General features: G+C 35.7%; 17 protein-coding genes and 1 pseudogene. 13 read left to right on the top strand and 5 right to left on the bottom strand.

Features of this window, described 5'->3' with window-relative positions; all coding sequences use genetic code 11:
- Position 1 precedes the first annotated feature (1 nt).
- From dmpI to ACVWNY_RS10020, 3 genes are all read left to right on the top strand, one after another.
- Complete coding sequence (gene dmpI, locus ACVWNY_RS10025; RefSeq protein WP_218326931.1) at positions 2 to 187, top strand: 4-oxalocrotonate tautomerase DmpI; 186 nt, start codon at positions 2 to 4, stop codon at positions 185 to 187.
- 67 nt (positions 188 to 254) lie between these two features.
- Positions 255 to 485, top strand: coding sequence for an aldo/keto reductase (locus ACVWNY_RS19285; protein WP_484840040.1), 231 nt, complete (start codon positions 255 to 257; stop codon positions 483 to 485).
- A 217-nt stretch (positions 486 to 702) separates the two neighbouring features.
- Positions 703 to 2,049, top strand: a complete 1,347-nt coding sequence (locus ACVWNY_RS10020; protein ID WP_218326930.1) for an MFS transporter — start codon at positions 703 to 705, stop codon at positions 2,047 to 2,049.
- 80 nt (positions 2,050 to 2,129) lie between these two features.
- On the opposite strand, the pseudogene ACVWNY_RS10015 reads toward ACVWNY_RS10020, so the two are convergent.
- The 3 genes and pseudogenes from ACVWNY_RS10015 to ACVWNY_RS10005 all read right to left on the bottom strand — a co-directional run.
- Positions 2,130 to 2,237 (bottom strand): annotated as a pseudogene (locus ACVWNY_RS10015) (recombinase family protein); the annotation flags it as partial.
- Positions 2,238 to 2,855: 618 nt separating this feature from the next.
- Positions 2,856 to 3,509 carry a bifunctional 2-keto-4-hydroxyglutarate aldolase/2-keto-3-deoxy-6-phosphogluconate aldolase gene (locus ACVWNY_RS10010; protein WP_218326929.1) on the bottom strand — a complete coding sequence of 218 codons (654 nt, stop codon included), beginning with the start codon at positions 3,507 to 3,509 and terminating at the stop codon, positions 2,856 to 2,858.
- An 18-nt stretch (positions 3,510 to 3,527) separates the two neighbouring features.
- Entirely contained in the window at positions 3,528 to 5,354 is a 1,827-nt protein-coding gene (locus ACVWNY_RS10005; RefSeq protein WP_218326928.1) for a glucose PTS transporter subunit IIA, read from the bottom strand.
- A gap of 311 nt (positions 5,355 to 5,665) precedes the next feature.
- Between ACVWNY_RS10005 and ACVWNY_RS10000 the strand changes: the two genes are divergently transcribed.
- Positions 5,666 to 6,865, top strand: coding sequence for an enolase C-terminal domain-like protein (locus ACVWNY_RS10000; protein WP_218326927.1), 1,200 nt, complete (start codon positions 5,666 to 5,668; stop codon positions 6,863 to 6,865).
- A 48-nt stretch (positions 6,866 to 6,913) separates the two neighbouring features.
- On the opposite strand, the gene ACVWNY_RS09995 is transcribed toward ACVWNY_RS10000, so the two are convergent.
- A complete protein-coding gene (locus tag ACVWNY_RS09995) occupies positions 6,914 to 7,621 on the bottom strand; it encodes a GntR family transcriptional regulator (RefSeq protein ID WP_218326926.1) in 708 nt (235 codons plus the stop codon).
- A gap of 665 nt (positions 7,622 to 8,286) precedes the next feature.
- Here ACVWNY_RS09995 and ACVWNY_RS09990 point away from each other — a divergent pair.
- From ACVWNY_RS09990 to lepB, 8 genes are all read left to right on the top strand, one after another.
- Positions 8,287 to 9,027 (top strand): GntR family transcriptional regulator, encoded by a 741-nt coding sequence (locus tag ACVWNY_RS09990; protein ID WP_218326925.1) that lies wholly within the window; start codon positions 8,287 to 8,289, stop codon positions 9,025 to 9,027.
- A 2-nt stretch (positions 9,028 to 9,029) separates the two neighbouring features.
- Positions 9,030 to 9,878 carry a class II aldolase gene (locus ACVWNY_RS09985; RefSeq protein ID WP_218326924.1) on the top strand — a complete coding sequence of 283 codons (849 nt, stop codon included), beginning with the start codon at positions 9,030 to 9,032 and terminating at the stop codon, positions 9,876 to 9,878.
- A 2-nt stretch (positions 9,879 to 9,880) separates the two neighbouring features.
- Complete coding sequence (locus tag ACVWNY_RS09980; protein WP_218326923.1) at positions 9,881 to 10,345, top strand: PTS sugar transporter subunit IIA; 465 nt, start codon at positions 9,881 to 9,883, stop codon at positions 10,343 to 10,345.
- A 12-nt stretch (positions 10,346 to 10,357) separates the two neighbouring features.
- Positions 10,358 to 10,645, top strand: coding sequence for a PTS sugar transporter subunit IIB (locus ACVWNY_RS09975; RefSeq protein WP_218326922.1), 288 nt, complete (start codon positions 10,358 to 10,360; stop codon positions 10,643 to 10,645).
- A gap of 1 nt (position 10,646) precedes the next feature.
- On the top strand, positions 10,647 to 12,047 hold the full coding sequence (locus tag ACVWNY_RS09970) for a PTS galactitol transporter subunit IIC (RefSeq protein ID WP_218326921.1): 1,401 nt from the start codon (positions 10,647 to 10,649) through the stop codon (positions 12,045 to 12,047).
- On the top strand, positions 12,040 to 13,503 hold the full coding sequence (locus ACVWNY_RS09965; protein WP_454071306.1) for an FGGY-family carbohydrate kinase: 1,464 nt from the start codon (positions 12,040 to 12,042) through the stop codon (positions 13,501 to 13,503). Before ACVWNY_RS09970 ends, ACVWNY_RS09965 begins: the two co-directional genes overlap by 8 nt.
- A 531-nt stretch (positions 13,504 to 14,034) precedes the next feature.
- Positions 14,035 to 14,913, top strand: a complete 879-nt coding sequence (locus tag ACVWNY_RS09960; protein WP_438719587.1) for a sulfite exporter TauE/SafE family protein — start codon at positions 14,035 to 14,037, stop codon at positions 14,911 to 14,913.
- Positions 14,914 to 15,287: 374 nt separating this feature from the next.
- On the top strand, positions 15,288 to 15,887 hold the full coding sequence (gene lepB / locus ACVWNY_RS09955) for a signal peptidase I (protein ID WP_438719588.1): 600 nt from the start codon (positions 15,288 to 15,290) through the stop codon (positions 15,885 to 15,887).
- 216 nt (positions 15,888 to 16,103) lie between these two features.
- Here lepB and ACVWNY_RS09950 read toward each other — a convergent pair whose 3' ends face one another.
- Positions 16,104 to 16,481 (bottom strand): DUF1622 domain-containing protein, encoded by a 378-nt coding sequence (locus tag ACVWNY_RS09950; RefSeq protein ID WP_454071305.1) that lies wholly within the window; start codon positions 16,479 to 16,481, stop codon positions 16,104 to 16,106.
- A gap of 178 nt (positions 16,482 to 16,659) precedes the next feature.
- On the opposite strand from ACVWNY_RS09950, the gene ACVWNY_RS09945 reads away from it, so the two are divergent.
- Positions 16,660 to 18,339, top strand: a complete 1,680-nt coding sequence (locus tag ACVWNY_RS09945) for a ribonuclease J (RefSeq protein ID WP_218326916.1) — start codon at positions 16,660 to 16,662, stop codon at positions 18,337 to 18,339.
- Positions 18,340 to 18,375: the final 36 nt, after the last annotated feature.

Here is an 18,375-nt window from a genome sequence, read left to right as displayed (position 1 = left end):
TATGCCAGTGATTACATTTGAAGCAGGAAAATTAACGAAGGAACAAAAACAAATTTTAGCTAAAGAATTCACTACGACCGCAGCCCGTGTATTGGGCGCACCTGAAGCAGCCTTTTATGTTTTTTTAAAGGAAAATAATGCAGATAATGTCGGTGTTGGTGGGAAGTTACTGAGTGACAGAGACTAAAAAACTGTTTCTTATAATTATAGTCGTAAGGTATACTGGCGAGAAAATGATTAGTGAGGTATTTTAAATCGATCACCGGTCACTTGATACCGATCAAATTTACGGAAATGCTGTCAGAAAAAAAGGGTGTCCTAGAGAAGAATTTTTCACGACTTCAAAACTTTGGATTTACAATGATGGCTATGGAAAAACGAAAGTTTCCATTGACGAATCACAGCGTCTTTTACGAACAGATTATCTTGATTTAATCCTTATTCACCAACCATTAACAATTATCATAATAGTTATCAGGCAATGAAAACAGCTCGCAAATCTGGCAAATCAAAAGTAATCGATGGAGTAATTTTTATCCCGATCGCTTTATTGATAGTGCCCTTACGGTGAAATTAAGTAGAAACGCATATGATTAGATCAAAAAGAAAATTTATTTTTTTTAACAATGATTCCGAAACAGTTAATTTTTTGACTAGTTTTAAATAGTCAGATCTTATTTTGAAAGGAAGTTTTTTTAGATAATGGAAACAATAGCTGTAAGAAAAACTGATTGGATTTTACCAATTATTTTGATTAGTTACTTTATGATTTTGCTGGATAATTCAATCGTTTTTACCGGTTCCGTACGGATTGCCGCAGATTTAAATCTAAATGCGATTCAACTAACTTGGGTAAGTAATGCTTATGCGTTAACTTTTGGCGGACTCCTACTTTTTGGTGGTCGTGCTGGAGATATTTTTGGACGTCGCCGGGTGTTTATATTAGGTATGGTAATCTTTGCTATTGGTTCCTTGTTTGTAGGTACGGCAACTTCAGCAACACATATTATTGTCGCTCGTTTCTTTCAAGGAGTAGGCTCAGCAATTTTAGCACCCTCGACTTTGGCGCTAATTTTAGATAATTATAAAGATAAGAGCAGAGTCAAAGCGATTGCTCTATACGGAGCTACTGCTGGAGTGGGTGCTAGTATTGGTTTAGTTTTAGGCGGCTTTTTTGCTAGTGTCTTTAGTTGGCGCGATGGTTTTTTCATCAACATTCCGATTGCAATTTTGTTAATCCTTGCAACACTTAAATTTATTGGTGCTAGCCAAAAAGTGAAAGCTAAAATGGATATTATTGGTAGTCTTTTATCCATTTTAGGTATGTCAGCTTTGATTTATGGTATTTCAGCAGAAAATTTTCAAGTGCCAATCATTATTGGTGCAATCATGGTTTTAGGAATATTTATTTTAGTTGAACGAAAAATTTCTACACCGTTAATTCCATTGTCTTTGTTTCATGACAAGCGTCACTCTGGCGCTTATCTTGCACGGTTTTTATTTACTGGTGCCAGCTTCACCTACTGGTTTGTAACGCCTCAACTATTACAGACACACTTTGGTTTTTCGCCTTTAGTTACTGGCTTTGCATTTTTTCCTTTAACGATAGCGGTATTTATTTTTTCTTATCAAACAGCTCGTTTGACAGAAAAATATGGAAATACAAAAGTTTTGATAACTGGATTAGCTATCTCTATTGTTGGTTACGCTCTGACAGTTATCTTAAATACTGGAGAAAGTTATTTTATTGGAATTGCAATTCCGATGATTGTAATTGGGATAGGACAAGGATTGACCTTAAGTCCACTCACTTCTTTAGGTGTTGTAGATACAACAGAAGGGGAAGCTGGTTCTGCATCAGGTTTGGTCAATACGATACATCAAATGGGTGGATCAGTAGGGTTGGCGCTAATTACAGCGTTAGCCAGTCATATTTCTGGAAATCTTGCAACGTATCATTTTGAAGTTATTTTGAGTACTATCATTTTGGTCATAGCGCTAGTAGTAACATTGGTAGTCATTTATCCTGTTGATTCAAAAAGCAATTAGAATAAATTTTAGATGATATAAGAAGGAAGAATCAATAAAAGGTTTGTACAAGAAAACTACGCTCTTAACTCAGGGAAGCATCGTATTTTAGATTCAGTCCTTTCTTGTTCTGCTATCATAACAAGTATCTGGATGATTAAAGCTTTGATGAAACGATCTAAAAGCGGATTACCAATTGCTTCTGCCATAAATGTATCTTCTTTTCAAATAAAGTTTAATGCTTTAAAAAAAAATCGGACGCTGCTCAATTGCGGTGTCCGATTTTTTTTAAAATTTTTTTTTGTGACAAATTTTAATCGATTGTTGAAACTCTCGCATATGTAACTTCAAAATATACCTTTTAAAGTGTTTTTTATACACTGAAAAATAGTTATTCCAATATATTTCTAGTGTCTATTTTAGATGTGCTTTAAATGAACGATAATTAAATATATGAAAGGAGATAAAATTATGATAAAGGACAAATATTTTGGGGATTTTCAAAATAAAAAAGATGTTAATACTATTTAAAATTATTCCAACATATCTAGAGTATTGAAAATTAATCATCTAAATGAAATAGCAGGAGAACTAGTTGATATCTAAAGAGAACTATTAATTATTCGGATAAATTTTGTAGCTAGTGCAATTTAACAGTTGAAATAATGCAATATGGCGCTAAAAGTGACAAGAACACATAGTTATAAAAAATTAAAATAACAGTCACTTGTCTTCTATAATAGATAGCAAGTGACTGCCGTATTTTTTATCTAGTATTATCACTAATCATGAACTGCACCACTGTGTCCCCAGTTAGACAAGGCACTTTAGTCATGATTAATGCCTCTAATTTCATCTAGTTTTGCAGCATACTGCTGAGCAATTACTGTTACCTTGGAAAAATCACCTTCAGCCGCTGGGGCCAGCAAATTACCACCGACACCGACAGCTACTACTCCAGATTCAAACCAGATAGCCATATTTTCTAGACTTACTCCGCCTGTTGGCATCAAATTAATGTGTGGTAGGGGTGCTTTAACTGCTGAAACGATACTTGGGCCATAAGCACTTCCTGGGAATAGCTTAATAATATCCACACCGCTCTTTAAAGCCGTTTGCATTTCAGTAACGGTCATGCAACCTGGTAAATAAGGAATCTGGTACAGGTTGCAAAGTTCAGCCGTTTCAGCATTGAAGCTAGGGCTGACAATAAATTCCGCCCCAGCCATAATAGCCAAGCGTGCGGTCACTGCATCCAAAACAGTTCCTGCTCCGATTACGACATCTTGTCTCCGATACGCATCGGTCAATTCCTGAATAGCCAACTGAGCGTTCGGGATCGTGAAGGTAACTTCGATTCCGATTACTCCGCCTTCAATGATGGCTTGACTAGCTTTGATTGCTTCAGTGTGATCTTTGCCGCGAACAACGGCGATGACACCGGCTTTTTCTAAACGTGCTAAAATTTCTACTCGTTTCATTTAAATGTCTCCAGTCTATTAGTTAAGAACAGCCCGCTCTAGTAATGTTCCTGCTGAATGTTGCCCTTCTAGATCACGCATACCTGAAAATGACAGGACACGATCCATATTAGTAATAACCACAATAACCATGGTTTCTTTACCTTGATTGCGAATATAAGCTAAATCCATTTGTGCCAGTTTGGTTTCGATCGAGACTTGATCGCCTTCTTTAACAAACACTTCAAAGCCTTGTCCGTTTAAAGCCACCGTGTCAATTCCCATGTGAACTAGCACTTCTACACCATTACTGGTTTTAATACCAATCGCATGCTTAGATGGGAAAACCGTTGTTACAGTACCAGCTACTGGTGAGAACACAGCACCATCCGTTGAGTTAATGGCAAACCCTTCACCCATCAATTTTGTTGAGAAAACTTCATCTGGTACATCTTCTAATGGAACATAGTCTCCTTTTGAAACCGCATGTAAATCAACTTCATTGGTTAATTCAGTATCTTCATCCATTTCTTTTGGCACTAGCATGTAGGTTAAAACAAAGGATAGAACCAAGGCAATGATGATGCCTAATACGGCAAAGATAAAGTACTGCCCAATGTAAGCTGGTAAACTGAAAATACTTGATAAAATGTAGCCATAAATCCGAACCCCGAAGAAGCTGATAAAGGCTGATGCAACTGAGCTTCCGATCGTAGCAGCGATAAAGGCTTTTTTGTATTTAGACAAAATACCGAATAATGCTGGCTCGGTAATTCCTAAAATACCTGATACAGCCGAAGATAAAACAATTGATTTTTCTTCTTTGGTTTTTACTTTAGTGTAAATTGCTGCTGTAGCACCAGTGATGGCCATGTTTGCCATAAACATCATAGGCATTAACATGTCATAGCCTTGATTAGCAAAGTTCTGCAACGCAATTGGTGTCATCGCATGGTGCAAACCAGTGAAGATCGCAATTGGACGAATCGCACCTACGACAACACCGGCTAAAACTGGTGAAATGGTAAATAGTCCAGCCACACCAGTAGCCAATAGGTTTCCTAGATGGATACTGATTGGCCCGATAATTGTTAAAGTAACTAACCCGGCGACAAACAACGAAATTGTTGGAGTAAATACCGTTCGTAAAACTTGCGGTAAGACTTTATCTACCCAGCGATAAATGTAACTCAAAGCTAAGACCGCGAATATAATCGGAATGACTGTTCCTGCATAGTTAAAAACTGGAACCGGCACTAGGCCGAACAATTGGAACGCTGAAACATTTCCTTCAGCTACTGCATTAGTCATAGTCGGAAACTGTAATGTAGCCGCAATAGCAATCGCCAAATATTGGTTCGTTTTGAAAATACGGGCAGCAGAAGCGGCAACGAAAAATGGCAAGAATGTAAATACACCGCTGGCAATCATATCAATCACTAAATAAGTATCGGTTTGGTTAGAGATGACATTTAAAGCCACTAAACCAGCCATCAATCCTTTGATCATTCCGGCTCCAGCAATCGCAGGTACGATTGGTCCGAACACCCCAGATACAGTATCCATAAATAAGGAAACGGCACCTTTTTTCTCAGTGCTTCCCTGTTGGCTGCTTTCATCTAAGTCCAATTCTTTAGCAAGTGGCGCAAAATAATCAGCTACATCAGTTCCGATAACGACCTGTAATTGATCGCTTTGATATTTAGTACCTACTACTTTGGGAATCTTATCTAAAGACGCGTAATCGACTTTCTTTTCATCCTTTAGATTAAAGCGTAAGCGGGTCATGCAATGCCATGCATTGTTAATGTTGTCTGCTCCGCCGACATCTTTGATAATTTGTTTTGCAATATCTTCATGTTTCATTTTTTGGTATCCCTCCTTAGTTCATACGGAACAAGTAATTCAGGCTTGGACCAGTCAGTTTCGCCTGCATCACGTGATTCCGCTTTCACATCCACATATTAGCATGATATCTTAAGCTTGTAAAACCAGTCCTTTTCACTTATTTGCAATAATAAACAGCTTTAAATAAGCGTTTTTTAATAAATTGAATATAAATTGGACTGGTTTTATATCAAAAAAATAGTGTTTTTCAGACCAAATTGACACTGTCAGTGTATCCGTGTTTCAATGAGTGTGGGAATGATTTGTATTACAAAATTGGAGTGAATAGAATGACACCAACGATTATTACTGACATAAAAAGTTTTGCGATTAAGCCTGATCGCCACAACCTATTAGTTGTTAAAGTTGAAACCAATAAAGGGGTATCCGGTCTGGGTTGCGGCACGTTCCAGTTTCGCCCATTAGCTGTTCAAACAGTGGTTGAAGAGTACTTGAAACCACTGTTAATCGGACGTGATGCTAACCAAATCGAAGATATCTGGCAAGTAATGAACGTAAATTCTTACTGGCGTAACGGGCCCATCACCAACAATGCGATCTCTGGTGTAGACATGGCTCTGTGGGATATCAAAGGTAAATTGGCAGATATGCCCTTGTATCAGCTATTAGGTGGAAAAGCTCGTACAGCAATTCCAGCTTATACTCATGCAGTTGCTGATAATTTAGACGACCTTTATGGAGAGATTGATAAATTCTTAGCAGAAGGTTATCGTTATATCCGTTGTCAGTTAGGTTTCTACGGGGGCAACCCTGAGAATCTGCAAACACCCGAACATCCGATGAAAGGTTCTTATTTCGACCAAATGGATTATATGCAAACAACCTTAAAAATGTTTAAAGCGATCAAGGAAAAATATAACAACCAATTTCAAATGTTGCATGACGTGCATGAACGCTTGCATCCGAATCAAGCGATTCAATTTGCAAAAGCTACTGAACCATACAATTTATTCTTTTTAGAGGATATTTTGCCACCAAACCAAAACGAATGGCTGGCGCAATTACGCAACCAATCAGCAACACCGATTGCGACAGGCGAGCTGTTTAACAACCCGATGGAATGGAAGGAACTTGTGCGTAACCGTCAAATCGATTTTATGCGGGCTCATGTTTCTCAAATCGGCGGGATTACACCAGCCTTGAAGCTGGCTCACTTCTGTGAAGCGATGGGTGTGCGAATTGCTTGGCATACCCCCTCCGATATTAGTCCAGTGGGACTGGCAGTGAATACTCATTTGAACATTCATCTGCACAATGCAGCAATTCAAGAAAACATTGATATTCCTGAAAATACACGCAGCCTGTTTGGTAATATTCCAGCACCTGAAAAAGGCTTTTTCTATCCAATTGAGCAAAGCGGAATCGGTGTGACTTTTAATGAAGAATTAGCCGGACAATATCCAGTAGTTTATCGTCCACATGAATGGACCCAAAGCCGGACACCAGACGGAACCATTGTAACGCCATAATAAAAAACCTCACGGGACCTCAAGTAAATCCTTGAAGTTCGTGAGGTTTTAGTCTATTCTTGAACGATGAATCTCCCGATCAAAGGGTCTTATATAAGTCACCGAATAATCAATTGCAATAATACTACTGTATTCGTAGACCTGACCATTCTCCAAGATGGCTCGATTGGTAATTTGCATTGCTGGCGTGCCCCGTTTGCATAATAGCAAGTTGGATTGTTCCTTATTGGTAGTAATCGGATCATAGCTGGTGATGTAGTGAGAAATGCGGTAACCCTGCTTTTCGACATAGTTTTGAATCGAATGCTCCACGACCTCCCGAGATAAATCCGGAAACATTGAAACCGGCAATTTAGAAATTTCCAGCTGCTCAATCTTATAGTTCACAATCCGAATTCGTTCAAAGGACCAAACTTCCTCCTGTTCACCAATCTGGAAAATTTTCTGTTCCTCCAGAGTTGCTGATGCTCTCTTCAAATCAATCATTTTAGAATCAATGCGATCATAAGGTGTTCGAGTCAAAGAATTGAAAATCAGCGGATTCTTCACCCACTTCTCATGAACGAAAATTCCCGAACCTTGAACTACCCGAACAATCCCAATTTCCTCCAGATTCTTGATCGACTGTTGAATTGTGAAGCGCGATACCCCATAAATCCGTGCCAACTCCCGCTGATTCGGCAGTTTACCGTTTCTAAATTCTTCTTGATATATTTTACTAAGCAAATCTTGCACAATGAATTCGCGTTTTTTCATAAAGAAACTCCTTTGAATCGTTTAATACTATTACTATACATGGAATTCTGAGAAAAGTTAATAAGTATATGACTTACGTTAAACGAACGAAACTGCAGCATGTTCTGTCTGGTGGGACACCGAGTTTTTGATTGCTGAATTCCACAGCCAATAGACTGCCCACTCAGCTAATGTAATGCTCGTTTTGTGCGATTATTCGAAATTTCTGATCGACCATCAGAAGGAATTATAGTAAATGAATCCAAAGCTACTTTTTAAAAAAAACTCCTTAGTTTTCCAAAAAATACAACTTAGTAATTAAATAAATTCAGAGTTGCTTTTTGGTAATTATTTAATTAAACAAATTAATATAAAAAAAATAATCTTAAAATAGCTCTTGTTTTAATAAGACAAGAGCTATTTTTATACATTTTATCCATTGGAATTTATGCGAAATAATTTAAAAGTGATAACAAAAAAAGTGAATCCTTTGAAGTAGAGGGTCTGCTTATATCTTCTACTAGTTTAATGTTTTTAAATAGAAATATAAAAAAAACTTTACTTTTCCTCTGTTAACGGTTACAATTCACTTGTACTTGCTTGTACACTCTAGTTCTATGTTGTACACACAGTTATATGCTTGTACACAAGCTAGTGATACAAGACGATTGAAGGAGGTGTTTAAGATGATTATTAATAGAGATGTTTCAAAACCAGTTTATCTTCAAGTAGCAGATTACCTACGAAATAATATTTACTCTGAGGAATGGGGAAAGGGGGAACAAATACCGTCAGAGAATCAAATAATGAAACAACTAGAAATAAGCAGAGGAACTGTAAAGAAAGCAGTAAGTTTGCTGGTTAAAGAAGGTCTACTTTATCAAATCCAAGGTAAAGGAACGTATGTTGCAGAGGATAATATTTCATATTCTTTGGGTAAAGGATTACTTTCATTTGCGGAATCGTTAGAAGGCCAAGAATTGAATTTTGAGACACAGGTTATCACCTCTGAATTTCGAAGTGCTACAAAAGAGATTGCTTCAAGGCTAAATTTAAATGTTGGCGATGAGTACCTGTACATGAAACGAATTCGATCGGTTGAAGGCGAGAAAGTAATGCTGATTGAAAATAGAATTAACAGTAAATTCTTTCCAAATATTCAAACCCATGATTTTAACAAAGAAAGTTTGTTTACTGTAATGGAGAAAATCAGTGGTAAAAAGATCGCTTATTCTGAAAGTAGATATGCCGCAAGAGTTGTTGGAGAGAAAAGAGGAAAAGAATTAGAAGTATCTTCCGATGCGCCAGTTCTCCATTTAGAACAGCTAGTGTATTTAGAAGGAGGGATACCTATAGAATTTGGTAATGTATGGCTAAAAGCTAATAAATACTACCTTGGAACAGTACTTCAAAGGGAGGAAATTTAGAAATGCCATTAGTAAATGGATTTACATTATTAGACATTATTAAGGAAAGAAAAGTAGTTGCAGGAGCTTTCAATACCACTAACTTAGAAACAACAGTTGGGATATTGAAAGCTATTGAAGAGAGCGGTATTCCGACCTTTATTCAAGTAGCACCAACAAACATTACTTTGGCTGGCTATGATTATATTGTAGATATGGTTTCTCGTTACGCTAAAAACATGGATACACCAGTTGCCTTACATTTAGATCATGGGAAAAGTTTTGAGGATGTAAAAAAAGCGACACGTGCTGGTTTTACATCCGTAATGATTGATGGCGCTGCTTTTGATTTTGAGGAAAACATTGCTTTTACAAAGAAGGCTGTTGATTTTGCTAAAGGTTATGGGATTCCTGTCGAAGCAGAATTAGGCGCTATTTTAGGTAAAGAAGATGATCATGTTAGTGAAGCAGATTCTAAGACAAACCCAGAACAAGTCAGAGAATTTGTAGAGCGAACCGGTTGTGATATTTTAGCTATTTCTGTAGGAAATGTTCATGGATTAGAGGATGAGCCTAAAATAGATTTTGAACTTTTGAAAGAAATTAATGAAGTATCGCCAGTTCCCCTAGTAATCCATGGAGGTTCAGGAATTCCAGATGAACATATTCAAAAAATGGTAGAGTTTAATGTAGCGAAAATTAATATTGCTAGTGACTTGAGACAAAGTTTTATCAGAAGTGTCGGACAAGCATATGAAGAAAATAATAATGAAGCAAACCTAATTAAAGTTTTGCAAAATGCTGAAGATAAGGTGTTTGAAACAGTTTATTCAAAAATTCTTAGTATGAATGCTGTCACAATGGAGGTTTAATAATGAGTGATTCATTAACAAATATGAAAAATATTTTTGTTGGTGTGGATGTAGTTGATTTTCCAGAGTTGATCAATCTAATTGCGCAACCTCTGATTGAAGATCAAGATGTTGTATCTGAATTTCCTATGCAAGTAATTAAACGAGAAGAGAGTTTCCCAACAGGATTACCAACAGAACCGATAGGAGTGGCTATCCCTCATACCGATGCAAAGTATGTTAATAATAACCGCGTAACAATTGCCACATTAAAAAATCCAATAAAAATGGACATTATGGGTGGTATGGATGATGAAAAAATTGATGTTTCAATTGTCTTTTTGTTGGCTTTAGGACAATCGAATAAGCAATTAAATATCCTACAAAAATTAATGAGTATTCTGCCTGATGCTGAACTATTAGAAAACATTAAAAAGGGTAATCAGAAAGAGATTTATCGAATTGCAAAAGAAGAAATCGGACTTTAGGAGGAAAATATAATGGCTAAAAATTTATTATTTGTATGTGCGACTGGAATTGCAACTTCAACAGCGGTAACGGAAAAAGTGTTGGAATTTTTAAAAGAAAAAGAAATGACTGATATAAACTATTCACAAACAAATGTAGCATCTGTTCAAGCAAACTCAGAGGATGCGGATTTAATTGTATCAACAACTAAGATTCCTTATGAATTAGACACACCAGTTATTAACGGTTTAGCTTTAATCACAGGAATCAATGAGGAAAAAGTCTTAAATGCAATTTATGATCAATTAAAAGGAGAATAATATGTCTAATATTTCGCAAACTTTATACGATGTTGTTCAATATATTTTAGGATTTGGACCTACTGTAATGTTACCTTTAGTATTATTTATACTTGCGTTGGTATTTAAAATCAAACCTGCAAAAGCACTAAGAGCTTCTCTGACTGTAGGTATTGGATTTGTCGGAATTTATGCAATTTTTGATATTTTAACTAATAATGTTGGACCTGCTGCGCAAGCAATGGTAGAACAGACAGGAATTAACCTTCCAGTAGTTGACTTAGGTTGGCCGCCTTTATCAGCAATTACTTGGGGTTCTCCAATTGCACCATTTGTAATCCCGTTGACCATGGTAATCAATATTGCTATGTTAGCTCTTAACCAAACAAAAACAGTTGATGTAGACATGTGGAATTATTGGCATTTTGCGCTAGCAGGTACACTAGTATATTATAGCACAGGAAGTTTTTGGTTGGGAATATTAGCATCTGCTGTTATTGCTATTATTGTTTTGAAGGTGGCAGACTGGGCAGCACCTATGGGAGAGAAATATTTCGGTTTAGAAGGTATGTCTTTTCCTACTGTTTCAGCGATTACCTTTTTCCCAATCGGTTTAATCGGAAATAAAATTATTGATATGATTCCTGGGATTAGAAAAATCGATATTAATCCTGTAAGCATTCAAAAACGTTTTGGTATTTTTGGAGAACCAATGATGGTTGGAACAATTTTAGGTATTCTTTTAGGGATTGCTGCAAGATACGATTTAAAAGGTATCTTAACGATGGGTATCAGTATTGGTGCGGTAATGTTTATTTTACCTCGGATGGTTCGAATCTTAATGGAAGGTCTGTTACCAATTTCTGAGGCAATCAAAAAATTCTTGAATAATCGTTATCCAGATCGTGATGATTTATATATTGGATTAGATATCGCAGTTGCTGTTGGAAATCCAGCGATTATTTCAACGGCTTTATTATTAACACCAATTGCGGTTATCTTAGCTTTTGTTTTACCGGGAAATACAGTTTTACCTTTAGGTGATTTGGCTAACTTAGCTGTAATGGCCTCGATGGTTGTCCTATCTACTAAAGGAAATGTATTTAGAGCTGTATTGATTGCAATTCCAATTATGATTGGTGATTTATACATTGCTTCAGCGATTGCACCATTTATTACGGGAATGGCAAAAGATGTTAACTTTAGTTTTCCAGAAGGATCTAGTGGCTTAGTTTCAAGCTTCCTAGATGGCGGTAATCCGTTAAGGTATTGGTTACTTGAAATCTTCAACGGGAATATGATTGCGTTAATTTTAATTCCAATTATTGGTATTGCAGTATTTTGGTTGTACAAAGCAACTTATAAACAAACCCATTTAATTGATGATACTGCTACAACAGAGAGGGAGTCATTAAATGGCTAAGAATCTTTCCGTGACGATTGACATCGGAACGACCAATTCTAAAGTCTCTCTTTTTGAAATATCCACTGGAAAGCTTGTATCACGTAAAAGTTTTCAAACAGAAAAACAAGTTGATTCATTTGGTGATTTATTTGATATAAAAGATATTTGGTCACAGTTAGTAAATATCTTACAAGATTTTGTTTCTAAATATATTGGAAAAATCGATTCCATAAATATTTCTAGCGTAGGAGAAGCTGGTGTTCTGATAGATTCTAATGGTGAGATTGTTACTCCAATGATTGCATGGTATGACCGACGAGCTTTCGAGTACATTAATCGATTAACGGATGATCAAAAATTACGAATTTATGAAATTACAGGTCTTCCTGCGCATTCAAATTACAGTGTTCCAAAAATAAAATGGTTAGTGGATCATTTAAAGCTATCGAAGCAAAAAAAATATACTTGGTTGAATGTTCCAGATTTGTTAGCTTATTTTTTAACGAACCAGATTAAAACCGAATTCTCTATGGCAAGTAGAACTATGGGATTTGATTTAAATAAGCGTACTTGGTCTGAGGAAGTTTTGGAAATTTTTGATTTAGAAAATATGATTGAATTTCCTGAAGTGATTAACTCAGGTGACATTGTCGGCTATACTTCTTCTGATAGTGTACAAGAATTAGGAAATGAAAAAATTTCTGTCAGAATTGCTGGACATGACCATATGGTAGGCGCTTTAGGCATTGATTTAAAGTCAGGTGATCTACTTAATTCTACTGGAACAACTGAAGGGCTTTTGTTGATTAATAATTATCCTTTTCTAAATAAAAAAAATTTTGAGGAATCTCTGTCTAATGGGATATTTACCAACTCTCAGTATTACACACTATTTTCATCGATGCCGACTGGGGGTAATGCTTTTGAGTGGTATCAGAATTTTTTCAATATTAGCCAAAATGAGTTTGAAAAGGACTGTTATGGGATCTATCAACAATATTTGGATAATGAGATTGAATTAGACGATCCAGTTATTCTGATTCCTCATTTGAACGGTTCCGGTGCACCATTTAAAAATGGTAAATCTAGAGGACTGATGTATGGAATTAGTTTAAGCACTCGTCGAGAAGATGTTCTGCTAGGTATTTTTTTAGGTCTATGTTTAGAAATGAAATACGTAGCAAATTGTTTCCCAATGGAACATGTGAACAAAATTATTGCAATTGGACCCGTTGTTAAAAATCCATTATGGGTACAATTAAAAGCAGACGCACTTAATAAAGATATTGAAGTTGTAAATATGGAAGAGTCTGTATCCTTTGGGGCACTAAAAGCAGCGTATCCTACTTTTGACTATGAGATCAACTATAGAAAAGTTAAGCCAATTCAACAACATGTTACTTCATTCGATCAAATGCTGGATAAATATTCTTATCTATATGAATCAAAGCAAGTGTTAATTGATAATAAATAAAAGACAAGTAGTAATGGCATTAATACTTTAAAAAAGCAGCAATCACGCATTTCTTTCGACTAGGTCAATTGAATTTTTACAATTGATTTTACTGAAAGATGCATGATTGCTGCTTCTTTGTAGAATGGTTGATATGCTGATTTTTATATTTTATTTGTTTTAAATAGATTAATGTCTACTCACTTTTTATATTTATTTTAGATTATAGCTGTTGAGCTAAATAAATTAAAAAAATTGCCTTTAAATCTAAAAGGTACAGGATACCTTAGTATGATCAAGAAATTAAAAAAATTAACCGTCTCCAGATTTTTGGAATATTGTTTAGAATGCATTTCATAAGAATCTTTGACAATTAGTTATTTTTATTAGTTCTTGATTTTTATTGAAACGCTATAAAATTCAGTCAGTTTTGCTTCTTTGTCGTATGAATGGATTAGTTTTATTGCGTATTTATTCACAAAAAGCATTTTTTTGTAGATTGTTCTAGCTTTTTCTTGTTATAATTAGAAAAAATGAAAAGAGGATGAGTATTTGGCACAAATTATTTTCTACATTCTAATTATTTGGATGCTTTTTCAAGCGGTAATTTTATTGCAGGATGTCTTTAAACACCGAAAAGATTTGGGTGATAGTAGCTGGCTAATTAACGGGGTAATTGGTTTTATTGCTGATTTTGCTGATACATTAGGAATTGGCAGCTTTGCTTTAACTACCTTGATGTTAAATGCTACCAAACAGTTGAAAGACGATCGATTGTTACCCGGTATCTTAAATGTCGGACACGCAATTCCTGTAATTACTGAAGCAATTATCTTTGTGACTGTTATCAAAGTCGACGTAATTACCTTAGTTTCTTTAGTTTTAGCAGCAATTATCGGATCATTTTTGGGCTCTAAACTAGTACCAAAACTATCTGAAAAAAGTATCCGTAAATGGATTGGCTGGGCTCTAGTGGTAACAGCAATCTTAATGTTTTTGCGACAAACAAATATGATTGCCTTGCTAGGCGAAGGCAATACCGCCACCTCACTAACGGGAACTAAACTAGTTATTGGCATCATTGGAAATTTTATTTTTGGGGCGTTAATGACTTTTGGTGTTGGACTATACGCACCGTGTATGGCAATGGTTTATATGTTAGGCATGACTCCTTTAGCGGCATTTCCCATTATGATGTGTTCTTGCGCAGGCTTACAACCTGTAGCCAGTTTTAATTTTATTCGCGAAAAAGCTTACGATCGTAAAATCAGCTTAGCTATTACTATCGGAGGTATTCCTGGCGTTATTATTGCTTCACAATTTTTGATAAATCTAGATATTTCTGTTATTTCCTATCTAGTTATCCTTGTGATTATTTACACAGGTATTCAATATATCATTAAGGGTATGTCTAAAAATGGAAATAAATAAAAATTCTTCCCTCTATACATGATATACCAATCGCTAAAGAGTTTTTTTATGACCAGATTAAATAATCACTGAAAAAAATGGCTTAGAAGATCATATCACAAATTGTATCTCTTTCTTTTTGATGGCTCAATCTTATGTGGCTTTGGGATAATTTACATATTATCTTAGCTACATTTTTTAATATACATTATGACAAATTTTCTTTGCCGTAGTCATCAAACCAGTTTCCAAATGATGTGTATGTCACTGCCCATTACCACATAACTGTCATCACTAGTCTTTTTTTTAATTATTACTTTACAATCCACCTTATGAAGTTGGTTGATATGTTATATTTGTAGGTAAATACAATATAAAATAAGGAGAAAGTATTCATGAAGGTTAAAAAATTTTTAAAAGAATGGATTCCAAGCATACTTTTTGTAGTTATATTCGTCATTCTTTTTAATTTTTTTGTAGGGAGTGCAAAAATTGTTGGGGATTCTATGGATCCTACTCTCGCAAATGGCGAACGAGTGTTGGTGTCTAAAAAATCTACCATAAAAAGATTTGATATTGTAATTGCAAAAGAACCAGGAGATGTATCAACTACAATAGTAAAAAGAGTAATCGGATTACCTGGTGATAAAGTTTCTATGAAAAATGACACTCTCCGTGTTAATAATAAAGTTATTGAGGAGGACTACCTAGATAAGTATAAGAAACTTTTTGAGAATAATGAATTAGATACAGTGGAGCAAAACTCTTTTTCACAGCTTATTGAAAATCAACCTAATTTTACAAGCACATTCGAAACAGTTGTTCCTGATAATGAATATCTTCTTTTAGGCGACAACAGAATTATTTCTAAAGATTCCAGAGCATTTGGTTGTGTCTCTGAAAATTTAATAGAAGGCAAATGCATTCTAGTATTTTGGCCTTTTTCAAACTTTCAGATGTTAAGTCTTAATTTACCACTTAAATTTACATTTTAAGTGCAACACAAAAATGACTCATAACTGAAATCCAGATAAAATAGGTCTATCGAGAACACTATTAGGAGGAAACGGTTAGGAATCACTATAATCATTTAAACTAGAAGAATGAAGTATTGTATTTGGTTTGATAATTCAAGCGGGAAATAAAAATACTCCTAACTAAGACAAAATTAATCTTAGTCAGGAGTATTTTTTGTATGAAAATGAAATCAATTATTTTTTTAGATCGGTTTGTCCTTCTTGAATTTCTCGGCTTAAGAAATAGGAAATCACCGTTCGAATGATTACGATTAGTCCTAAGCGGAAAATATCTTGGAAAGTCGGATTAATAATTGAGTCAATAATATCTGCCACAATCAATAATTCTAAACTTAATAAGACGTAGCTACCTAAAAATGCTTTGATTAGACGATTTTGTTGGATGACATCTAAACGATCGAATTTTTGAGTTAATAAATGGGTGAAAAAATCTTTTGATGCTACGACAGCACCGATAATTAAGATCAGGATGGAAACGATATTTAATAGCGAAGAAATCAATTCAAAAATGGGAAAAATAAATGCATCTAATTGCTGATGTAAATCGGCCATAACTGTCACTCCTTATTTTTATATTTTACCATAATCAATAGAATAGTTTTAAGATGACGTCAGAGAAATGTCTTTTCAGAAAAAATCATGTATAATGAATAGGAATATGCACAAACCGAACTGTTACGGGGTTTGAGAAAGCTATTGTAGATAAATAAAATATGAGAGGTGGACTGTTTTGAGTACAGTAAAAATTATTCCTTTCAGTGGCGTACGGGAAAATGGTAAAAACATGTACGTTGTGGAAGTGGATGAAGATATTTTTGTGTTGGATTGCGGCCTGAAATATCCAGAAAATGAATTGTTAGGAATTGACGTAGTGATTCCTGATTTTACCTATTTAGTTGATAATGCCGATCGCGTTGCGGGGGTCTTTTTGACTCACGGACATGCGGATGCCATCGGTGCTTTACCTTATTTGGTTTCCCAAATCAATGTGCCTGTTTTTGGAACGGCGCTAACGATTGAATTAGCCAAATTAAGTGTCAAAGACAACGATGAAAGTAAAAATTTTAAAGATTTCCACGTGATTGATGAGCATGCTGAAATTGATTTTGGTAAAGCCGTGATTAGTTTCTTTAGAACGACTCATACGATTCCGGATTCTGTCGGAATTAGTTTGAAAACGGACGAAGGTCATGTTGTTTATACGGGTGATTTTAAATTTGATCCGACAGCAATTCCTATGTATGCCACAAACTATAAACGTTTGGCAGAAATTGGTGGTGAAGGGGTTTTAGCCTTATTAAGTTCTTCATCAAATGCTGAAAATCCGTTACAAGTGGCTTCAGAATTAGAAATTGCTGGAGAAGTCTTTGATACCATCAATGACTGGGACGGCCGAATTATTGTGGCTTCCGTAGCAAGTAATCTGCAACGGGTCCAACAAGTGTTAAATGCAGCTGAAAAATCTGGTCGAAAAGTAGTTTTAACTGGACAAGATTTCGAGCGGGTAATCCGAACAGCGATGCAATTAGGCAAGTTAGAAGTTCCAGAGGATATCATCATTACCTTAAAAGAAATGAAAAAATACCAACCTGATGAGCTGTTGATCTTAGAAACTGGTCGGATGGGTGAGCCAATTAAATCGCTTCAAAAGATGGCGAATGGCTCTCATCGTAATTTGCACATTACTAAAGGTGACTTGGTATATATCGTAACGACACCAACGATTGCGATGGAAACAACAGTAGCCAAGACTGAAGACATGATTTATCGTGCCGGTGGGATTGTAAAAAGCATTTCTGAAAATCTACGGGTTTCGGGTCATGCCAACCCACGTGATTTACAGTTAATGATTGAATTTATGTCACCAAAATTTTTCATTCCGGTTCAAGGAGAGTATCGTCAATTGGCGGCTCACGCTGATTTGGCTCATGAACTTGGAATGGGCTATAAAAATATTTTTATTACCGGTCGTGGAGATGTGCTGGAATATAAAAATAATCACATGAGTGCTTCTGGTAGCGTGCCTGCTGATAATGTCATGATTGATGGTATTGGTGTGGGCGATATCGGTAATATCGTTTTACGAGATCGGAAAGTCTTGTCAGAAGATGGTATTTTTGTGGTAGTAGTAACAATTGATCGCAAAGGAAAAAGAATTGTTTCGGCACCACAGATTACTTCGCGAGGTTTTGTATATGTCAAAGCCAGTCGTGATTTGTTGAAGGAAAGTGGCGAAATGACGAGTGAAATCGTTGAAAAGCACTTGCATTCTGATGATTTTGAATGGAGTAAGCTAAAAACGGAGATTCGCGATACGTTAAGTCGTTATTTGTTTGATCAAACTAAACGCCGTCCGGTTGTTTTACCAGTAATTATGGAAGCAACACAACGTAGAAAACGTAAAAAATAAAACAGAAAACCGCTAAAGAGTCAGCTATAAAGGCCG

The sequence above is a fragment of the Enterococcus sp. JNUCC 77 genome, from assembly GCF_054819945.1.
Note: the sequence above shows the minus strand (reverse complement) of the source record. Positions and strands in the feature narration are given on the sequence as shown.

Coding starts and splice junctions, on each gene's coding strand:
- dmpI (WP_218326931.1), top strand. CDS start 2: ATGCCAGTGATTACATTTGAAGCAGGAAAATTAACGAAGGAACAAAAA.
- ACVWNY_RS10020 (WP_218326930.1), top strand. CDS start 703: ATGGAAACAATAGCTGTAAGAAAAACTGATTGGATTTTACCAATTATT.
- ACVWNY_RS10010 (WP_218326929.1), bottom strand. CDS start 3,509: ATGAAACGAGTAGAAATTTTAGCACGTTTAGAAAAAGCCGGTGTCATC.
- ACVWNY_RS10005 (WP_218326928.1), bottom strand. CDS start 5,354: ATGAAACATGAAGATATTGCAAAACAAATTATCAAAGATGTCGGCGGA.
- ACVWNY_RS10000 (WP_218326927.1), top strand. CDS start 5,666: ATGACACCAACGATTATTACTGACATAAAAAGTTTTGCGATTAAGCCT.
- ACVWNY_RS09995 (WP_218326926.1), bottom strand. CDS start 7,621: ATGAAAAAACGCGAATTCATTGTGCAAGATTTGCTTAGTAAAATATAT.
- ACVWNY_RS09990 (WP_218326925.1), top strand. CDS start 8,287: ATGATTATTAATAGAGATGTTTCAAAACCAGTTTATCTTCAAGTAGCA.
- ACVWNY_RS09985 (WP_218326924.1), top strand. CDS start 9,030: ATGCCATTAGTAAATGGATTTACATTATTAGACATTATTAAGGAAAGA.
- ACVWNY_RS09980 (WP_218326923.1), top strand. CDS start 9,881: ATGAGTGATTCATTAACAAATATGAAAAATATTTTTGTTGGTGTGGAT.
- ACVWNY_RS09975 (WP_218326922.1), top strand. CDS start 10,358: ATGGCTAAAAATTTATTATTTGTATGTGCGACTGGAATTGCAACTTCA.
- ACVWNY_RS09970 (WP_218326921.1), top strand. CDS start 10,647: ATGTCTAATATTTCGCAAACTTTATACGATGTTGTTCAATATATTTTA.
- ACVWNY_RS09965 (WP_454071306.1), top strand. CDS start 12,040: ATGGCTAAGAATCTTTCCGTGACGATTGACATCGGAACGACCAATTCT.
- lepB (WP_438719588.1), top strand. CDS start 15,288: ATGAAGGTTAAAAAATTTTTAAAAGAATGGATTCCAAGCATACTTTTT.
- ACVWNY_RS09950 (WP_454071305.1), bottom strand. CDS start 16,481: ATGGCCGATTTACATCAGCAATTAGATGCATTTATTTTTCCCATTTTT.